At 66.1% G+C, this 17,105-nt stretch carries 19 protein-coding genes; 7 read left to right on the plus strand and 12 right to left on the minus strand.

Annotated features, from left to right (window positions below; genetic code table 11):
• Positions 1–24: 24 nt before the first annotated feature.
• From ACVIW0_RS28970 to ACVIW0_RS28985, 4 genes are all read right to left on the minus strand, one after another.
• A complete protein-coding gene (locus ACVIW0_RS28970; protein ID WP_461355458.1) occupies positions 25–1,530 on the minus strand; it encodes a glycosyltransferase family 39 protein in 1,506 nt (501 codons plus the stop codon).
• 253 nt (positions 1,531–1,783) lie between these two features.
• Positions 1,784–2,560: a ribonuclease HII gene (locus ACVIW0_RS28975; protein WP_461355459.1), complete on the minus strand. Its 777-nt coding sequence runs from the start codon at positions 2,558–2,560 to the stop codon at positions 1,784–1,786.
• Between the two features lie 238 nt (positions 2,561–2,798).
• Positions 2,799–3,245: a VOC family protein gene (locus ACVIW0_RS28980; protein WP_461355460.1), complete on the minus strand. Its 447-nt coding sequence runs from the start codon at positions 3,243–3,245 to the stop codon at positions 2,799–2,801.
• A gap of 123 nt (positions 3,246–3,368) precedes the next feature.
• Positions 3,369–4,547 carry a PA0069 family radical SAM protein gene (locus ACVIW0_RS28985; protein ID WP_461355461.1) on the minus strand — a complete coding sequence of 393 codons (1,179 nt, stop codon included), beginning with the start codon at positions 4,545–4,547 and terminating at the stop codon, positions 3,369–3,371.
• Positions 4,548–4,710: 163 nt separating this feature from the next.
• Here ACVIW0_RS28985 and ACVIW0_RS28990 point away from each other — a divergent pair, with 163 nt between their 5' ends.
• Both ACVIW0_RS28990 and ACVIW0_RS28995 read left to right on the plus strand, forming a co-directional pair.
• Positions 4,711–5,280, plus strand: coding sequence for a glycosyltransferase family protein (locus tag ACVIW0_RS28990; RefSeq protein WP_461355462.1), 570 nt, complete (start codon positions 4,711–4,713; stop codon positions 5,278–5,280).
• 53 nt (positions 5,281–5,333) lie between these two features.
• Positions 5,334–6,275 carry a bifunctional helix-turn-helix transcriptional regulator/GNAT family N-acetyltransferase gene (locus ACVIW0_RS28995; protein WP_461355463.1) on the plus strand — a complete coding sequence of 314 codons (942 nt, stop codon included), beginning with the start codon at positions 5,334–5,336 and terminating at the stop codon, positions 6,273–6,275.
• A 128-nt stretch (positions 6,276–6,403) separates the two neighbouring features.
• Here the strand turns inward: ACVIW0_RS28995 and moaB are convergent, their stop codons facing one another.
• The 3 genes from moaB to ACVIW0_RS29010 all read right to left on the minus strand — a co-directional run bounded on the left by moaB (position 6,404) and on the right by ACVIW0_RS29010 (position 8,342).
• Positions 6,404–6,967: a molybdenum cofactor biosynthesis protein B gene (gene moaB / locus ACVIW0_RS29000; RefSeq protein ID WP_461355464.1), complete on the minus strand. Its 564-nt coding sequence runs from the start codon at positions 6,965–6,967 to the stop codon at positions 6,404–6,406.
• A 166-nt stretch (positions 6,968–7,133) separates the two neighbouring features.
• Positions 7,134–8,069, minus strand: a complete 936-nt coding sequence (gene ypfJ, locus ACVIW0_RS29005) for a KPN_02809 family neutral zinc metallopeptidase (RefSeq protein WP_461355465.1) — start codon at positions 8,067–8,069, stop codon at positions 7,134–7,136.
• A 96-nt stretch (positions 8,070–8,165) separates the two neighbouring features.
• Positions 8,166–8,342: a hypothetical protein gene (locus ACVIW0_RS29010; protein ID WP_461355466.1), complete on the minus strand. Its 177-nt coding sequence runs from the start codon at positions 8,340–8,342 to the stop codon at positions 8,166–8,168.
• Between the two features lie 108 nt (positions 8,343–8,450).
• Here ACVIW0_RS29010 and ACVIW0_RS29015 point away from each other — a divergent pair, with 108 nt between their 5' ends.
• Together ACVIW0_RS29015 and ACVIW0_RS29020 are read left to right on the plus strand one after the other, a co-directional pair.
• Positions 8,451–9,584, plus strand: a complete 1,134-nt coding sequence (locus ACVIW0_RS29015; RefSeq protein WP_461355467.1) for a DNA methyltransferase — start codon at positions 8,451–8,453, stop codon at positions 9,582–9,584.
• Positions 9,585–9,904: 320 nt separating this feature from the next.
• The gene (locus tag ACVIW0_RS29020; RefSeq protein ID WP_461355468.1) at positions 9,905–10,591 is read left to right on the plus strand and encodes a glutathione S-transferase family protein; all 687 of its coding nucleotides are present in this window, start codon (positions 9,905–9,907) and stop codon (positions 10,589–10,591) included.
• Between the two features lie 134 nt (positions 10,592–10,725).
• Here ACVIW0_RS29020 and ACVIW0_RS29025 read toward each other — a convergent pair whose 3' ends face one another.
• Positions 10,726–10,899: a DUF1127 domain-containing protein gene (locus ACVIW0_RS29025; protein WP_461355469.1), complete on the minus strand. Its 174-nt coding sequence runs from the start codon at positions 10,897–10,899 to the stop codon at positions 10,726–10,728.
• Between the two features lie 7 nt (positions 10,900–10,906).
• A complete protein-coding gene (locus ACVIW0_RS29030; RefSeq protein ID WP_461355470.1) occupies positions 10,907–11,350 on the minus strand; it encodes a nuclear transport factor 2 family protein in 444 nt (147 codons plus the stop codon).
• Positions 11,351–11,500: 150 nt separating this feature from the next.
• Here ACVIW0_RS29030 and ACVIW0_RS29035 point away from each other — a divergent pair, with 150 nt between their 5' ends.
• Positions 11,501–12,415, plus strand: a complete 915-nt coding sequence (locus ACVIW0_RS29035) for a LysR family transcriptional regulator (protein ID WP_461357454.1) — start codon at positions 11,501–11,503, stop codon at positions 12,413–12,415.
• Between the two features lie 174 nt (positions 12,416–12,589).
• Here the strand turns inward: ACVIW0_RS29035 and ACVIW0_RS29040 are convergent, their stop codons facing one another.
• Positions 12,590–13,210 carry a glutathione S-transferase family protein gene (locus ACVIW0_RS29040; RefSeq protein ID WP_461355471.1) on the minus strand — a complete coding sequence of 207 codons (621 nt, stop codon included), beginning with the start codon at positions 13,208–13,210 and terminating at the stop codon, positions 12,590–12,592.
• Between the two features lie 174 nt (positions 13,211–13,384).
• Here ACVIW0_RS29040 and ACVIW0_RS29045 point away from each other — a divergent pair, with 174 nt between their 5' ends.
• Positions 13,385–14,650: a flavin-dependent oxidoreductase gene (locus ACVIW0_RS29045; RefSeq protein WP_461355472.1), complete on the plus strand. Its 1,266-nt coding sequence runs from the start codon at positions 13,385–13,387 to the stop codon at positions 14,648–14,650.
• A gap of 154 nt (positions 14,651–14,804) precedes the next feature.
• Here the strand turns inward: ACVIW0_RS29045 and ACVIW0_RS29050 are convergent, their stop codons facing one another.
• Both ACVIW0_RS29050 and mutY read right to left on the minus strand, forming a co-directional pair.
• On the minus strand, positions 14,805–15,224 hold the full coding sequence (locus ACVIW0_RS29050) for a PaaI family thioesterase (RefSeq protein ID WP_461357455.1): 420 nt from the start codon (positions 15,222–15,224) through the stop codon (positions 14,805–14,807).
• A gap of 70 nt (positions 15,225–15,294) precedes the next feature.
• Positions 15,295–16,407, minus strand: a complete 1,113-nt coding sequence (mutY, locus tag ACVIW0_RS29055; protein WP_461355473.1) for an A/G-specific adenine glycosylase — start codon at positions 16,405–16,407, stop codon at positions 15,295–15,297.
• Between the two features lie 140 nt (positions 16,408–16,547).
• Between mutY and ACVIW0_RS29060 the strand changes: the two genes are divergently transcribed.
• Positions 16,548–17,027, plus strand: coding sequence for a DUF721 domain-containing protein (locus tag ACVIW0_RS29060; protein ID WP_461355474.1), 480 nt, complete (start codon positions 16,548–16,550; stop codon positions 17,025–17,027).
• The last annotated feature ends 78 nt before the right edge of the window (positions 17,028–17,105 follow it).

Raw genomic sequence — 17,105 nt, forward strand, 5'->3', positions numbered from 1 at the left:
CTAACCCGCCCTACGGATCTGACCTTACCCCTTCGGCCGCACGATCGCCCAGCCGATCCGCAGCACCGGCTGCCGGCCATTGATCAGGCGGTCGAACGCGCGCGGCACTTCCGGCACGAGGCCCGGGAAGCGCTGTGCGAGTTCGGGCGGCGGCGTGCCGGCGGTATCCTGCGCGCGCCAGACCACGACGCCGCCGGTCTCGTTGAACTTCGCGATCGACAGCCAGGGTGTCCGCTGCGGCGCGGCGTCGAGCAGCAGATGCGGACGGCGGCCGTTCATCGCGATCAGGCTGGCGATCTCGGGATCGCCGGCAACTGCGCGCAGGCGCTGGTTGGTGCGGCGCTCATAACTGTCGTCGAAGAAGCGACCGATCGCGGCTGCCGGCAGCGAGGTCGGCGCCTCGGTCGCGCTGATCCACGGCAGGAACAGTGCCGCCGCCAGCGCGGCGGCGGCGGGCGCCGCAACCGCGAAAGCCCACACCGAACGCAACAGCCGCTGCCGCCTGAGCGGGATCAGGTCGCCGGTCGCCACGACGGCGGCGAGCCCGGACATCAACAGCGCCACGCCGGCGCCGCCGAAGGCACGGTCGAGATCGAACAGGCCGGAGACGAAGCTGCTCAAAATCGCCGGCGCGAACGCGAAGAAATAGACGAATTGCTGCGCCAGCGGACTGACCCGCGGACGGTAGATGATCGGCGCGTCCTCGGCGGCGCGGGCGAACCAACGCGAATTGAGAATCGCGAGCACCGCGATCGCGGCCGTCGCCACGATCAGCCCGCCGAGCACGACGCCCCAGCGCAGCGCCCGCTCCCTGAGGTCGGCGATCCCAGGCAAGGCCGGCAGCGCCAGCGCATCGGCGCGGACCAGCCAGATCAGATAGGGCAGCGCCAGCACGATGACAACCAGCACCGCATAGAGCGGATCGACCGCGCGCAGCGTGCGCCGCCCACGCTCGGTCGCCAGCGCAAAGCCGACCACGAGCAGGATCATGCCGATCGCCGCCGGCGTCGTCAGCAGCAGCAGCCCGCAATCGATCGACCAGGCGAACCAGGCGCTGCGCCGGTTCTGCCCGATCAACTGCCAGGAATGCAGCAGCAGCAGCGCCCACAGCGGACGGGCCAGGATCAGCGGGCCGAACTCGACGCTCGGCGAGGAAAACACCACCACCGTCATCGACAGCAAGACCGCCAGCACGCCCTGCGGGCCGCCGACAATGGCGCGCGCCAGCCGGTAGAAGGCGATGAAGGTGGCGATCTCGCAGATTTGCGCCAAGAGATAGACGCCGAACACGTGATTGCCGGCGGCGCGGAAGGCGATGTCGGCAAGCCAGAATGCCAGCGGCGGCCCCATGTCGGTGCCGACCTGATATTCGCGGCCGAAGGCGAGGATGGTGGCGAGATTGCCGGGCGGGCTGCCGTAGACGATCAGCGGCAGCAGCAGCCAGATCGCGGCCTGCACCAGCACCACGACCCACACCACGAGGCGCGGCCGGGCGCGGATCAGTTCGACAACCAGGGAGGTAAACCGCATGAAACGCCTGAAATGCCCCAGCCACCATGTCAGCGGCGTCATCTGATCCCGAAGGTTTTGATAAACGGCGACGACGGTGGAGGCAACCGGCGCCGGATGAGTCGGCGGTGCAAAGCCACACACAGCCGTCATGCCCCGCGAAGGCGGGGCATCCAGCACGCCGCGACCTCTCGATCGAAAACGACTGCCTCTGGAATACTGGATTCCCGCATATACGCGGGGATGACCAGCGGGGATGATCGGCGCCGTCGCGCTACGCCGCTTCGGATGCCGCGGCTTCGCTCTCCGCATCCACCGTGAACAGGTCGGGCTCGCCCGGGACCGGAAAGTGCTTCAGCCGCGCCGCGACGACGGGGGCGAAGAAGCTGCGGTGATGGCTGCTCGGCCCGAGCCGGTCCAGCGCCTCGAGGTGCTCGGGGACGGCATAGCCCTTGTGCTGCTCGAAGCCGTAGCCGGGACAATCCAGCGCCAGCGCGCACATCAGGCGGTCGCGCGTCACCTTGGCGATGATCGAGGCGGCCGCGATCGAGGCCACGATGCCGTCACCGCCGATCACGGCGTCGCAGTCACAAGGCGTGGCAAGCTTGTCGCGGCCGTCGACGAAGACGTGCTTCGGCATCTCCGGCAGCGCATGCACCGCGCGCGCCAGCGCCCACAGCGAGGCGCGCAGGATGTTGTCGCGGTCGATTCGCGCCGGCGAGGCCACCGCGACCGAGAATGCAGCGGTGGCGCAGATCTCCTCGAACAGCTCCTCGCGGCGCTCGGCGGTCAGCCGCTTGGAATCATCGAGGCCTTTTGGAACGCGGGCGGGATCGAGCACGACGGCGGCGGCCACCACGGGCCCTGCCAGCGGACCGCGCCCCGCCTCGTCGCAGCCGGCGACCGGCCAGACGCCGCGCTTGATCAGCGCGCGCTCCCGCCGGAAGCTCGGCCGGGTCACGGCGATGACGCGCTTGGCCGGCACGGCTGACTTGGCCGGCGCCTGCTTCGACGAGGTCTCTGATGCGCTTTTGGATTTGTCCCGAATCATGCGGGGGATCGTGATCAAGCAAGCCCCGCAGCGCAACCAGGAACCAACCGGCCGTCCCCACTATTCAATTTCGGCCGGAGCTAGTGTCCCGAATCTGAAGTTCGCATCATTTGCCGCACCTTTGGAGCGAACTTCAGATTCGATAAGGACACTAGCAAACTCATGATTCTAGTGTGCTTTATGAATGCGAAGTTCGTGAAGGTGGCTGCCGCGAGATCGCACGATCGCATTCAGCACACTAGTCCGGGATCGACACAAGCCCGTTCTCGAGCACCGCAAAACCCGGCGCGCGCACCACTTCCCAGGCGTGGCCGTCGGGATCGGCGAAATAACCGCAATAACCGCCATAGCTGGTCGGCTGCGCCGGCTTCAGCAATGTGGCGCCTTTCGACAGCGCGAACGCCATCACACGATCGACCTCGGCATCGTCGTTGCAGTTCCAGGCGATCGCGACGCCGCGGAAGGCTGACGGCCGCGGCTGATCCGGCAGCCCGGCATCGGCCGCGAGCAGATGCCACGGGAACAACCCCAGCACGGTGCCGCCGGTCTCGAAGAAGGCGACCTCCTCGCCGGTCGCGCGCATCTTCCTGGTGAAGCCGAGCTTCTCGTAGAAGGCGATGCTGGCGCGCATGTCGCCGACGCCGAGCGTGAGGACGGTGAAGCGTGCGGTCGGGGCGTTACTCATTTGTTGCACTCACTCATTGTTATCTTCGTAGCCCGGATGCAGCGAAGCGCAATCCGGGATCTCTATCCGCGGCCACAGATTTCCCGGATTTCGCTGCGCTGCATCCGGGCTACGCGCCCTCGCCTAAAACAGGCTGAGCTGCTGTCCGTTGCGCTTCGGCTTGGCGAAATGATCGGTGGTCAGCTTGGTGCGCCGCTTGTTGAGGCCGAGCTTTTCGCAGGCGATCTCGAAGCGGCGGCCAATCATCCAGGCCATCGGGCCGGTGCCCTTCATCCGCGTGCCCCATTGCGAGTCGTAGTCGCGGCCGCCGCGCATATCGCGGATCAGCGTGAAAACGTGGCGATAACGGTCGGGATAATTGGCCATCAGCCATTCGCGAAAGAGATCGCGGACCTCGAGCGGCAGCCGCAACAGCACATAACTCGCCTCCTTGGCGCCGGCATGCACGGCGGCATCGAGGATGCGCTCGATCTCGGAGTCGTTCAGCGCCGGGATCACGGGCGCGACCATCACCGTGGTCGGGATGCCGGCATCGGTCAGCCGCTTGATCGCCTCGAGCCGCTTGGGCGGGGTCGAGGCGCGCGGCTCCATAGTGCGGGCGAGCTTCGGGTCGAGCGTCGTCACCGACAACGCGACCTTGGCGAGGTTGCGCTTGGCCATCCGCGCCAGGATATCGATGTCGCGGGTCACCAGCGCCGACTTGGTGACGATGCCGACCGGATGCCCGGCGCGCTCGAGTACCTCGAGGATGCCGCGCATAATTTTCCGCTCGCGCTCGATCGGCTGGTAGGGATCGGTGTTGGTGCCTATCGCGATCATCCGCGCCTCATAGCCCGGGGCCGCCAGTTCCTTCTCGAGCAGCGCCGGCGCGTCCGGCTTGGCGAATAGCTTGGACTCGAAGTCGAGCCCCGGCGACAGGCCGAGATAGGCGTGGGTCGGCCGCGCGAAGCAGTAGACGCAGCCATGCTCGCAGCCGCGATAGGGATTGATCGAACGGTCGAAGCCGATATCGGGCGAGTCGTTGCGGGTGATCACCTTGCGTGAGGTGTCGAGCGTCACGCTGGTGGTGAACGGCGGCAGGTCGTCGAGGCTCTGCCAGCCGTCATCGAAGGCGACCCGCGCCTCGGCTTCATAACGGCCGCTGGCGTTGGACTGCGCGCCGCGGCCGCGCCGCCGCTCGCGCTCGATCGCGACCGCAAGCTCGGGAAAAGGGGCAGGGACAGGTGAAGGTGCACCCGCCGGGTTATCGGAGGGCGCCGTTACCGGCGGGTGCTTGAGGGCATGAGAGGATGCTCGGCTCATGCTGTGAAGCTAGCACAGCGTGAGAACAAATCAAGAACGCGATCGGAGAAATTCCACAGAACCTTGCTGCAAAATTCTGCAAGCGAACAGGCTGCTTTGAATATGACAAGGTGATAACACGGCCGGAGTTTCCAGAACGTTTGAGCCACCGAAGCCTCAAATCATGCTGAGCGTGATCATTCCAACCGACGGCATCGAGCGCACCGCGGTCGCGACATTGGCGGCGCTGGTGCCGGGCGCGGCCGCCGGCGTCGTCCGCGAGGTGCTGCTGGTCGACCGTTCCGACAGCGACGTGATTGAGCGCGTCGCCGACGTGGCCGGCTGCGGCTTCCTGCGGTTCGAGGGCACGCGCGCCGCGGCGCTGGCCGCCGGTGCCAAGCAGGCGCGCTCGCCCTGGCTGATGTTCCTGCATCCGGGCGCAGTGCTCGATGCCGGCTGGATCGAGGAGACCACCCAGTTCATCCAGATGGTGGCGGCCAGCGGCAAGGACCGCGCCGGCATCTTCCGGTACGCCCGCGCGCCCTACACCGACCCCGGCCTGCGCGACGGCCTCAAATTCGTCGCCCGCATGATCACCGGGCCCTCAGCCGAACAGGGCCTCCTGATCGCGCGCGAGCATTACGAGCGGATCGGCGGCTACCGGCCCGATGCACGCCGATCCGAGGCGCGGCTGTTGCGCCGGCTCGGCCGCTCCTCGCGCACAATGCTGCGCAGCCGGATCATGGTGGCGTAGCGCCTCGCGGACGGCGCTTGCGATTTACTTGATTGCGTCAAATAATCTGTTTGATGACATCAAATTCCCACGACGCTTCGCTGGCGAGCCAGGTCGCCGCGGTTCGCGGCTTCAGCCGGTTCTATACCCGCAAGCTCGGCATCATCGAGCCGAAGCTGCTGCATTCCCCGTTCACGCTGCAGGAAGCCCGCATCATCTACGAGCTCGCGCATCGCCCCGGCTGCATCGCGACCGATCTGGTGCGCGATCTCGACCTCGATGCCGGCTTCGTCAGCCGCATGCTGGCGGCGCTGCAACGCCGCCAGATCGTGACGCGCAAGCCGTCGAAGGCCGACAGGCGCGCCAATCAGGTGGCGCTCACCGCCAAGGGCCGGGCTGCCGCCGCAGACCTCGACCGCCGCTCGCGCAACGAGGTCGGGGCGCTGCTCAGGCAGATCGACGGCAAGCGCCGCGCCGCCGTGGTGCGTGCGATGGGCACGATCGAGCACGCGCTGGAGCCGCCGGCGAACAAGCCGGCCGGCTTCCTGCTGCGCAGCCATCGCGTCGGCGACATCGGCTGGGTCATTTCGCGGCAGGGACGCGTCTACGCCGAGGAATATGGCTGGGACATCAGCTACGAGGCACTGGTGGCCGAGATCTGCGCGCAATTCATCCGATCGTTCGATCCGGCCCGCGAGCATTGCTGGATCGCCGAGGTCGACGGCGAGCCGGCCGGCTCGATCTTCCTGGTCAACGGCGGCGACGGGGTCGCCAAGCTGCGGCTGTTGCTGGTCGAGGAGGCGGCGCGCGGACGTGGCGTCGGCCGCGCGCTGGTCGAGCAATGCATCCGCGCCGCCCGCGACATGGGCTACAAGAAAATGACACTGTGGACCCAGAGCATTCTGGTCGCCGCACGCGGCATCTACGCCCGCGCCGGATTCCGCAAGGTGAAGGAAGAGAAGCATCACAGCTTCGGCGTCGACCTGGTCGGCGAGACCTGGGAGCTGGAGCTGTAGGGCGTCACACCTTCTCCTCGTCATTCCGGGGCGCGCGCAGCGCGAGCCCGGAATCCATCAGGCAACATAACCTGCGGCGCAACGGATTCCGGGCTCTTGCTTCGCACGCCCCGGAATGACGGAGACATCTACACGCTCGCGCCCTTCGCCTTTGGGCGGCGCAGATGCTCATCCAGCCGCGGCATGATCTCGACGAAATTGCAGGGCCGCGTGCGGTAGTCGAGCTGCGCGGCCAGGATGCCGTCCCAGCCGTCGCGGCACGCGCCCGGCGAGCCGGGCAGGCAGAAGATGAAGGTCGCGCCGGCGACGCCCGCGGTGGCGCGGCTCTGGATCGTCGATGCGCCGATCTTGGCGTGGCTCAGCATGTGGAAAGCGATCGAGAAGCCGTCCATCCGCTTCTCGAACAGCGGCTCGACCGCCTCCGGCGTCACGTCGCGGCCGGTGAAGCCGGTGCCGCCGGTGGTAATGACGGCATCGACGCCCGGGTCCGCGATCCAGCGCCGGATCACCGCACGGATCGCCTCGACGTCGTCGGTCACGATCTCGCGCACGGCAAGCTTGTGGCCGGCGGCGGTGAGACGATCGGCCAGCGTGGTACCCGACTTGTCATCCGCCAGCGAGCGGGTGTCGGAGATCGTCAGCACCGCGATGTTGAGCGGGACGAAAGTTTTGGTCTCGTCAATCGAAGACATCGTGTACCTCATACACTGACGTCATCCTGAGGTGCGCGCGCAGCGCGCCTCGAAGGATGGGCCACGGGCTCCGTCACCCTTCGAGGCTCGCCAAGAGGCGAGCACCTCAGGATGACGCCATTGCTAGCGGAGCACCATTGCCCCTCGCCCCGCCGGCGGTCGGCGACTATCCACCGCCGAACGTGTTGCAGGCCTGCACGGTACCCTGCTGGTAGCCGGTCATGAACCATTGCTTGCGCTGCGCGGCGGAGCCGTGGGTGAAGGAATCCGGCACCACCCTGCCCGTCGCCTGCCGTTGCAGCGTGTCGTCGCCGATCGCGTTCGCCGTGGTCAGCGCGGCATCGATATCGCCGGCCTCGAGGAAGCCCGGCCGCTTCTTCTCCTCGCGGTTGACCCAGACGCCGGAGAGACAATCGGCCTGCAGCTCGACCTTGACCTGCAAAGCGTTGGCTTCGGCCTTGCTGCCGGCCTGCTGCTGCAGACGGTTCACGCGCGGGATGATGCCGAGCAGGTTCTGGATGTGATGGCCGGCCTCGTGCGCGATGATATAGGCCGCAGTGAACTTGCAGGCGTTGCCCGAGCAGCCGCGGAAGCGGGTCTCGACCTCGCGGAAGAAGCCGGTGTCGAGGAAGATGGTCTTGTCCGGCGGACAGTAGAACGGCCCCATCGCCGACTGCGCCATGCCGCAGCGCCCGCCATTGGTGGCGTTGCGGAACAGCACGATCTTCGGACCGGTGTAGCTCTGGCCCGAGGCCTGGAAGATCTCGCTCCAGCGATCGTCGATCTCACCCAGGATGCCTGATATCATGCTGCCCATCTCGTCGGTCGGGGCGCCGCGCTTGACCTGGCCGCCCGACGCCTGCCGGTCGGTCTGGTAGGTCGGCGCCTGGCCACCGCCGGTGAGAATCTCGGCGCCTCCGATCAGGATGCGCGGATCGATGCCAAAGGCGTAGCCGAGCAGACCGAGCACGATGATGGTGCCGATGCCGAGGCCGCCACCGCCGCCCATCGGAATGCCGAAGCCGCCGCCACCGCCGCCTATGCCGCTGTCGTCGCGACGGTCTTCAATGTCGTCGCTGCGACGGAAATCATCATAGCGCATGGCGGTTTCCCTTCATTCCAGCCGGCGACCCAACGTGGGACACACCAACTTAAAATTTCCATTCTGTTAATCAATATCCTGCCCGGCAATAATTGCCTAGTCCGGAAGACGCGCATCGCCTGCCGTGCAAACGGCTGCGGATGAGACCGAATCTACCGGCTGAATCGTGCCGGTTTGATGATCCGCAAATTTTTCGCCGAACGCGCTGATGTTGCAGCACAACGCGGATGACGATGCGCCACACCGTTCAAAAGATGCTGCAATCTTTTGCATGAAGATTTCCAATTAAGTCGATTTTTACTTTGCCGGGTCAATGTGACGCCAGTCGGTTGTTTAGTCCCGCGTCGCCGACAGCGTCGCCTGAGTCAGAGTTCTTGAGTCATGGTAGTGTCGCGTCGCGGGGCGTCTGCAAGGGCGCCCCGCACTAAATTTGAGAGTGCCCCGTCGAGCCACATCGTCGTTGGCGATTGCGTGGCCGAGTTGTCGAAGCTTCAGGCCGGCTCGGTCGACCTGGTCTTCGCGGATCCTCCCTACAATCTGCAGCTCAAGGGCGATCTCAAGCGTCCCGACGAATCGCATGTCGATGCCGTCGACGACGATTGGGACAAGTTCTCCTCGTTCGCTGCCTATGATGATTTCACCCGCGCATGGCTCTTGGCCTGCCGCCGCGTGATGAAGCCGTCGGCCACGCTGTGGGTGATCGGCTCCTATCACAATATCTTCCGCGTCGGCGCCATCATGCAGGACCTCGGCTTCTGGCTCCTGAACGACATCGTGTGGCGCAAGTCGAATCCGATGCCGAATTTCCGCGGCCGCCGCTTCACCAACGCGCACGAGACCATGATCTGGGCCGCGCGCGACGAGAAGGCCAAGGGTTACACCTTCAATTATGAAGCGCTGAAGGCCTCCAATGAGGACGTCCAGGCGCGCTCCGATTGGCTGATCCCGCTGTGCACCGGCGAGGAGCGCCTGAAGGGCGATGACGGCAAGAAAGTACATCCCACCCAGAAGCCCGAGCAGCTGCTCGCCCGCGTTCTGCTGTCGTCGTCGAAGGTGGGCGATCTCGTGATCGATCCGTTCAACGGCACCGGCACCACCGGCGCCGTCGCCAAGCGTCTCGGCCGCAATTATATCGGCTTCGAGCGCGACAAGACCTATGCTGCCGCCGCCGAAGCCCGCATCGCCGCGATCGAGCCGCTGCCGGAGGCAACGCTGGCGCCGTTCATGACCGCGCGCGAGGCGCCGCGCGTCGCATTCTCCGAGCTGATCGAGCGCGGCATGATCGTACCCGGCGCCAGACTGGTCGACGCCAAGAAACGCCACGGCGCCCTGGTGCGCGCCGACGGCGCCATCATGCTCGGTGACAAGGTCGGCTCGATCCACCGCATCGGCGCGGTGGCCCAAGGCTCCGGCGCCTGCAACGGCTGGACCTTCTGGCACGTCGAGACCAAGAACGGCCTCAAGCTGATCGACGAGCTGCGCGCCGAGATCCGCTCCGAGATGGCGGTGGGCTGAGCTAGCGAACAATCTTTGCTTCGTCGTTCCCCGATGCGCAATTGCGCATCTGAGGGCGCGCCTCTTGGCGCGAGCCCGGAATCCATTGCTCCACTTGCTCCGCGGCCTAATGGATTCCGGGTTCTCGCTGCGCGAGCCCCGGAATGACAGATAGAGAGATGACGCCCTCTTGAACCCGGCCCGCTGACCAGCGCGCCACGCGACCCTGACTCACGAACTCGTCGCTTGCGCATCGCAGCAAAGTTTGCGCATGAGGGGCCGTGCGGCCTTCCCCGCCGCGTCCCGAACTCGCCGGCCACAAGAATCAAGGGAGTCCCTTCATGATCAAATTCTATTTCAATGGCGCGCCGAACCCGACCAAGGTCGCCCTGTTCCTGGAGGAATCCGGCCTGCCGTTCGAGGCGATCCCGGTCGACACCCGCAAGGGCGAGCAGTTCGCGCCGGAATTCCTGAAGATCAACCCGAACGGCAAGGTGCCGGCGATCGACGATGATGGCGTGCAGGTGTTCGATTCGAACGCCATCCTGCTTTACCTCGCCGAGGAGCACGGCAAGTTCCTGCCCGCCAACACCCCGGCCAACCGCGCCGCGACGCTGTCCTGGCTGATGTTCATCGCGACCGGCCTCGGCCCGTATTCCGGCCAGGCCGTGCACTTCAAGCATTTCGCGCCGAAGGACCTCGACTACGCCAACAACCGCTACCAGTACGAGGCGCATCGTCACTACAAGATCCTCGACGATCATCTGGCCAAGTCGCGCTACATGGTCGGCGACAGCTACACCATCGTCGACATGGCGTTCTGGGGCTGGGCGCGGATGGCGACCTTCATCCTCGGCGAGGAAGGCTACGCCAAATATCCTAACGTCAAGCGGCTGGTCGACGAGATCTCGGCGCGCCCGGCGGCGGCGCGCGCGCTCGCGCTGAAGGACAAGCACACCTTCAAGGCCGAGATGGATGACGCGGCACGCGACATCATGTTCGGTCATCTCAAGACCAAGGTGGCGTAGCGCGGGTCGTCATTCCGGGGCACGCGCAACGCGCGTGAACCCGGAATCTTTATCCATCATCTCGAGATTCCCCGATGAGCGATGCGCATCTGGGGTTCGCGCTGGCGCGCACCCCGGAATGACGAGAATTCTTGTTACGGCGGCCAGTAGAGCCTGCGCCTATCGTCGCTGCGGCGCTGGCAGATATCGGCACGGCAGACGCCGATGTCCTGCAGCTCGCGCTCGCTCATGGCGGCGAGTTGCCGCCATGCACGCCGGTTCTCACGCCACTGCCTGAACCGGATCCACGCCGCTGCGAATGCGGCCATGGGTGTTTCAACCCGCGGCGCGAACCTCAGCGGCCGGAAACGGACCGAGGGCTTTCTCGGTCAGCACCGAGTCGCAATATTCCCTCACCTCCTTGATCCTGCCGCCGTCGAAGCGGAACACCAGGCAATAATCGTTGTCGTAGCGCTGCCCTTCCTTGGTGAGGTTGTTGCCCTTGGCTTCGACCACGACGATGTCGCCGTCAGCGATGATGCGATGCGCGATGGTGCGGCCACGCTCGACCAGCCTTGACCGGACATGGCCGTGCAGATCGGTCATGATCGATTGCTTGCCGGTGAAGGTACGCGACCAGGAATATTGCCCGGTCACGGTCCAGGTCGCGTCGTCGGCAAGCCTTGCCATGAACAGCGATTTCTCGCGCACCGCGGGATCGGGGCTGCCCGCGATCACGAACATCTCCTGCACCAGTTTCTTGTTGTCGGCTGCGCTCATGGCGCGTCTCCTTGCGATGGGTTGGCTTTGACGTGCAGCGTTCCGCACGCGAAACGCCGTCCGCTTCGCATGAGATCGCCTTGCCTTCCAATCCTGCGACCGCGACAGCCATTCTTCCAATCGATAGGTTGTATGATATATATTCACCTGATGAATTTGAATTCGCTTGACCTCAATCTGCTGGTCGCGCTCGACGCGCTGCTGCGCGACGGCAGCGTCAGCCGCGCCGCGCTGCGGCTCAATCTGTCGCAGCCGGCGACCAGCCATGCGCTGCAACGGCTGCGCGACCTGATCGGCGATCCCTTGCTGGTGCGCAACGGCGCGCGGATGGAGCTGACGCCACGGGCGCAGGCGCTGCGTTCGCCGCTGGCGCAGGCGCTCGACCAGGTGCGCACGCTGTTCGTGGCGGACGATTTCGACGCCGCCCGCAGCGAGCGGCATTTCCGCCTGATGATGCCTGACCTCGCGGTCGAGCTGTTGATGCCGCCGCTGATGGAGAAGGTGACGCGGCTCGCGCCTCATGTCACCATCGACGTGGTGCCATGGCGGAGCTCCACGATCTTCACGCCGGACTTCGCCCGCACCATCGATCTCGTGATCTCGATCGGCAATTCCTTCAAGGGCTTTCACCGCCAGCGGCTCTACACCGACATCGATGCGCTCGCGGTGCGGCGCGGCCACCCCGCCGGGGCGAAGTTGAGGAAACGCGAGGCGTTCCTCGCCGCGCGCCACGTCGCCGTGATCATCCGCGGCCACAACGAGGATCTGATCGACACCTGGCTGCGCGCCAAGGGCATCGAGCGGCGGATCGCGCTGGTGGTGCCGGGCTATATCGAGGCGCTGCACGTCACCGCGCGCACCGACCTCGTCGCCTTCGTGCCGCGCCGGCTGATCGCGGCGCTGGCGAAGCAATTGTCGCTGGCGATCGTGACCCCGCCGCTCGATCCCGGGATCGACGAGCAGCACATGTTCTATCCGACCCGGGCGCAGATGGATCCGGGCTCGATCTGGCTGCGCAAGCTGATGCTGGAAACGGGGCGCGAGCTAGAGACGCGGAAGGTGTAGCGCACGCTCTCACCCCACGTCGTCCCGGCGCAGGCCCGGACCCATAACCACAGTTGTGAATTGGAGATGAAGGGCCGTGGCCCCAGCGTCGCGCCACAATTGAGATTTGTGGTTATGGGTCCCGGCCTTCGCCGGGACGACACCGATTTTTTGCGACACCAAGTTTTTGGTGCCCTACGCCTTCACCTCGGCCAGCACCTTCTGCACAGCAGGCCGCTGTTCCATCGCCGCGCGATGCGCCTTCACCTTGGGCAGGGTCGCGATGTCGACGCCGTCGCCGTCGAGCCAGAGGGTGAGCGTGTAGAGATAGGCATCGCCGACCGTGTAATTCTCGCCCATCACCCATGGTCCCCTGAGCATGTCGCGCTCGATCAGGTTGAAGCAGGCGCCCATGGTCTTCGGGACCATGGTCTTCATGTCGGCAAACGAGGTCTCCTGGGTCGCCCAGCGCGCGCCGCGCATCTTGTGGGCGTGGCAGATATGCACGGTCGAGCAGAGATAGGAATTGAAGGCCTGCAGCCTGGCGAATTCGAAGGCATCGTCGAGCGGCGCGAGCTTCGCCTGCGGATAGGTCTGCGCGATGTAGGCCAGCATCGCCGGGGTCTCGGTCAGCACGCCGCGGTCGGTCACCAGCGACGGCACGCGGCCCTTCGGATTGATCTTGAGATATTCCGGGCTGTTCTGCTGGTTGACCTTGAAATCGAGCCGCTCGACCGTGTAGGGCGCGCCGGCCTCGGCCAGCGCGATGTGGAACGCAAGCGCACAGGTGCCGGGGGCGGTATAGAGCTTGAACATGTCGATGTCCTCTGCGGGCCTTGTCGGTTCGTGGCGAACCCGGCCCTCGCTTTTTATGAGATGCAGCGGACGTTAGCGGCAGCCCCCCTTGCCGTCCACCCCGCGCGGTGCCGCAGACCTTGCCCGCGGCACCGCCGCCATGCGATGACCATGGCCAATCGAGAGGGGCTTTTCATGACGGTGCTCATTGCAGGTGGCGGAATTGGCGGGCTGACGCTGGCGCTCAGCCTGCACCAGATCGGCGTGCCCTGCCGCGTGTTCGAAAGCGTGCCCGAACTAAAACCGCTCGGCGTCGGCATCAACGTGCTGCCGCATGCGGTACGCGAACTGATCGAGCTCGGCCTCCACGACGTGCTCGACGCCTCAGCGGTGCGAACCCGCGAGCTCGCCTATTTCTCCAAGCACGGCAAGCCGATCTGGAGCGAGCCGCGCGGGCTCGAGGCCGGCTACAAATGGCCGCAGTTCTCGATCCATCGCGGCCGGCTGCAGCAGTTGCTGCTCGATGCCGCGACCGAGCGGCTGGGCGCCGACAACATCCTGACCAGCCACCACCTCACCGGCTGGACCGAGACCGCCGACGGCGTCCGCGCCGACTTCATCGACAAGGCCACCGGCAAGCCCGCCGGAAGCTATGACGGCGCGGTGCTGATCGCCGCCGACGGCATCCATTCGGCGGTGCGTGAGAAGCTTTATCCGCAGGAGGGGCCGCCGATCTGGAACGGCCGCATTCTGTGGCGCGGCATCACGCGGGCGAACTCGTTCCTGACCGGCCGCACCATGATCATGGCCGGCCACGAGGTCCTGAAATTCGTCTGCTATCCGATCTCGCAAGAGGCTGGCGCCGACGGCAAGTTCGACATCAACTGGGTCGCCGAGCGGCACATGCCGCCGACCTATCAGTGGCGCCGCGAGGACTACAACCGCACCGCCAAGCTCGACGAGTTCCTGCCGTGGTTCGAGAGCTGGAATTTCGACTGGCTCGACGTGCCCGGCCTGATCCGCAACTGCCCGCATGCCTATGAGTATCCGCTGGTCGATCGCGACCCGATCCCGCAATGGACCTTCGGCCGCGTCACGCTGATCGGCGATGCCGCGCACCCGATGTACCCGATCGGCTCCAACGGCGCCTCGCAGGCGATTTTGGATGCGCGCACGCTGACGCGCGAGATTTTGGCGCATGGCCCGGCGCAGGCGGCGCTTGCGGCTTATGAGGCTGAGCGGCGGCCCGCGACCACGGATCTCGTGATGCTGAACCGCCGCAACGGCCCGGAACAGGTGATGCAGCTGGTCGAGGAGCGCGCACCCAACGGCTTCGGCGTCGTCACCGAGGTGCTGTCGCAGCAGGAGCTGGAAGACATCGCCGCCAACTACAAGCGCGTCGCCGGCTTCCAGGTCGAGGGCCTGAACGCCAAGCCGCCGATCGTGCAGCGGGCGGGCTGAGGTGAGCTGAACGCGAAGCCGATCCGTCACCCTGAGGAGCCGCGCAGCGGCGTCTCGAAGGGTGCACGGCCCGGCCGGTGGCCGTCGATGCTTCGAGACGCGCGCGAGATACGCGCTCCTCAGCATGACGGAATAAACTTGAGCGCAAGCAGCATCAGCGCAGCGCCCGCGACGCTTCAACGAGGCGGATGCTGCTGCTCGCCGTCGCGAGCAGCGCGCCATCTTCAGAGGCGAGCCGGCCCTCGACAAACGCGATGGTCTTGCCGAGCTGCGTGACGGTCGCCTCGCCGGTGATCGGCCCGGGCCTGGCCGGCGCGAGAAAATTCACGGTCATCGTGATCGTCGTGGTGAACAGCCGGCCTTCGGTCATCACGAACACCGCCGGCCCCATCGTGTCGTCGAGCATCGAAGACAGCATGCCGCCCTGGATGAAGCCGGCCGGATTGCAAAACTCCGGCTTGCCGTCGAAGGCCATCCTGATCCAGCCGTCCTGCGGACGCGCATCGATCAGGCGCCAGCCGAGCAGTTTGGCGACAGGCGGCTTCGGGATGCGGTCGAGCGCGGTTGCGGTCATGGCGGCCTCGTTGTTCCGGAAGTCGTAGCCGAGCGCTGCTGCCAGCATGGTGTCAGCAGGTCATCATCTCCTAGAGATCCAGCCCGTGCGCCACGACCTTGCGCATCACGTTCGGCAACGCCTCGCCATCCAGCGTCGCCACCGGCACCCAGCGCATGCCGGCCGGCGCCCGGCTCCGCGGCGGAACGCTGGCGGTGTAGACCACCAGCTCGAGCGGAAAATGCGTGAACACGTGAGTCACGACGCCCGTCTTGCGGTGCCAGCGGGTGACGCCCTTGAGTTCCGGCGCCTGCGCCAGCGCGGCCGCATCCTCCTGCCCGGCAAGCCACTCTGATCCCGGCACTTCGGTCATGCCGCCAAGCAGCCCCTTTTCCGGGCGAGAGCGCACCAGGAGCTCACTGCCCCGCGTGACCACAAAGGCGGCGCCGCGGCGCAGGGTACCGCTCTTCTTCGGCACCTTGCGCGGAAAGGTCTCCTGATCGCCGCGGCTGCGGGCCGCGCAATCGTCACTCAGCGGACACAATGCGCAGGCCGGCTTCTTCGGCGTGCAGATGGTGGCGCCGAGATCCATCAGGGCTTGCGCGCTGTCGCCGGCGCGAGACGTCTCGTCGCCGCCGCGGGACGGGCCAAGCAAGGTCGCCGCCATCGCCTTGATCAGCGGCTTGGCCTGCGGCAGCGCCTCCTCGATGGCGTAGAGCCGCGTGACCACGCGCTCGATATTGCCGTCGACCGGCATGGTGCGGCGGTCGAACGCGATCGCCGCAATGGCCGCCGCCGTGTACGGCCCGATGCCGGGCAGCCCCCGCAGGCCCTCCTCGGTGTCCGGAAAGGCTCCGCCATGGTCGCGGAGCACAGCGACCGCACAGGCGTGCAAATTGCGCGCCCGCGAATAATAGCCGAGCCCGGCCCACATCCTGAGCACGTCGTCGAGCGAGGCGCGGCCGAGCGCAGTCACATCGGGCCAGCGCGACACGAACTTCTCGAAATAAGGCCCGACCGCCCGCACCGTGGTCTGCTGCAGCATGATCTCCGACAGCCACACGCGGTACGGATCGGCGAGCTCCCCCGCCGCCGCACGCCACGGCAACTGCCGGCGATGCCGGTCATACCAGGCGAGCAGCCGCGCCGGGCGGTCGGTCTGGTGGTCGATCGATTTGGTTTTGGCGGCCGTGCGCGAGCTCATGAATGTATCTTAAGGCAAATCCCGGCACGTCATGCCTGGGCTTGACCCGGGCATCCACGTCTTTCTTTGTCCAGACCGAAGCGCGGCCACAATGATGAACAAGGTTTCAGCCACGTCGCCACCGCTGCTATAACCCTCTTATGTCCAAACCCGGCCCGATCAGCGCAAAGCCCCTGTCGATCCTGCTCAGCGACGTCTTCAAGGACGCCTATGCCAAGCAGGGCTTTGCCGCGCGCGAACTGGTGACGCGCTGGTCCGAGATCGCGGGCGACCGGATCGCGCCCTATTGCGAGCCGATGAAGATCCAGTGGCCACGGCCCGTGGACGGGCAGCCGCAGGAGCCGGCCACCCTGGTGCTGCGGGTCGAGGGGCCGATGGCGCTGGAGATCCAGCATTCCTCCGACGTCATCCTGGAGCGGGTGAACCGCTTCTTCGGCTGGCACGCAGTCGGCCGCCTGACCATCCGCCAGGCTCCGCTGTCGCGCCGCAGCCGCCCAGCACGGCCGCGCCCGCCCGACGCCAAACTCGTGGCCCGGGAGGCGGCAAATCTCGCAGCCGTCGAGGACGACGATCTGCGCGCGGCGCTGGCCCGGCTGGGCGCCACGATCAAGCGAAATTGACGCTTTTCGCGGGGGCGGCCGCGAGACCGCGGCATTGCCACAATGGTGGTTTCAAGCTAGCGAAGGCTTCTTTTCGGG

The sequence above is a fragment of the Bradyrhizobium sp. USDA 4454 genome, assembly GCF_054822705.1.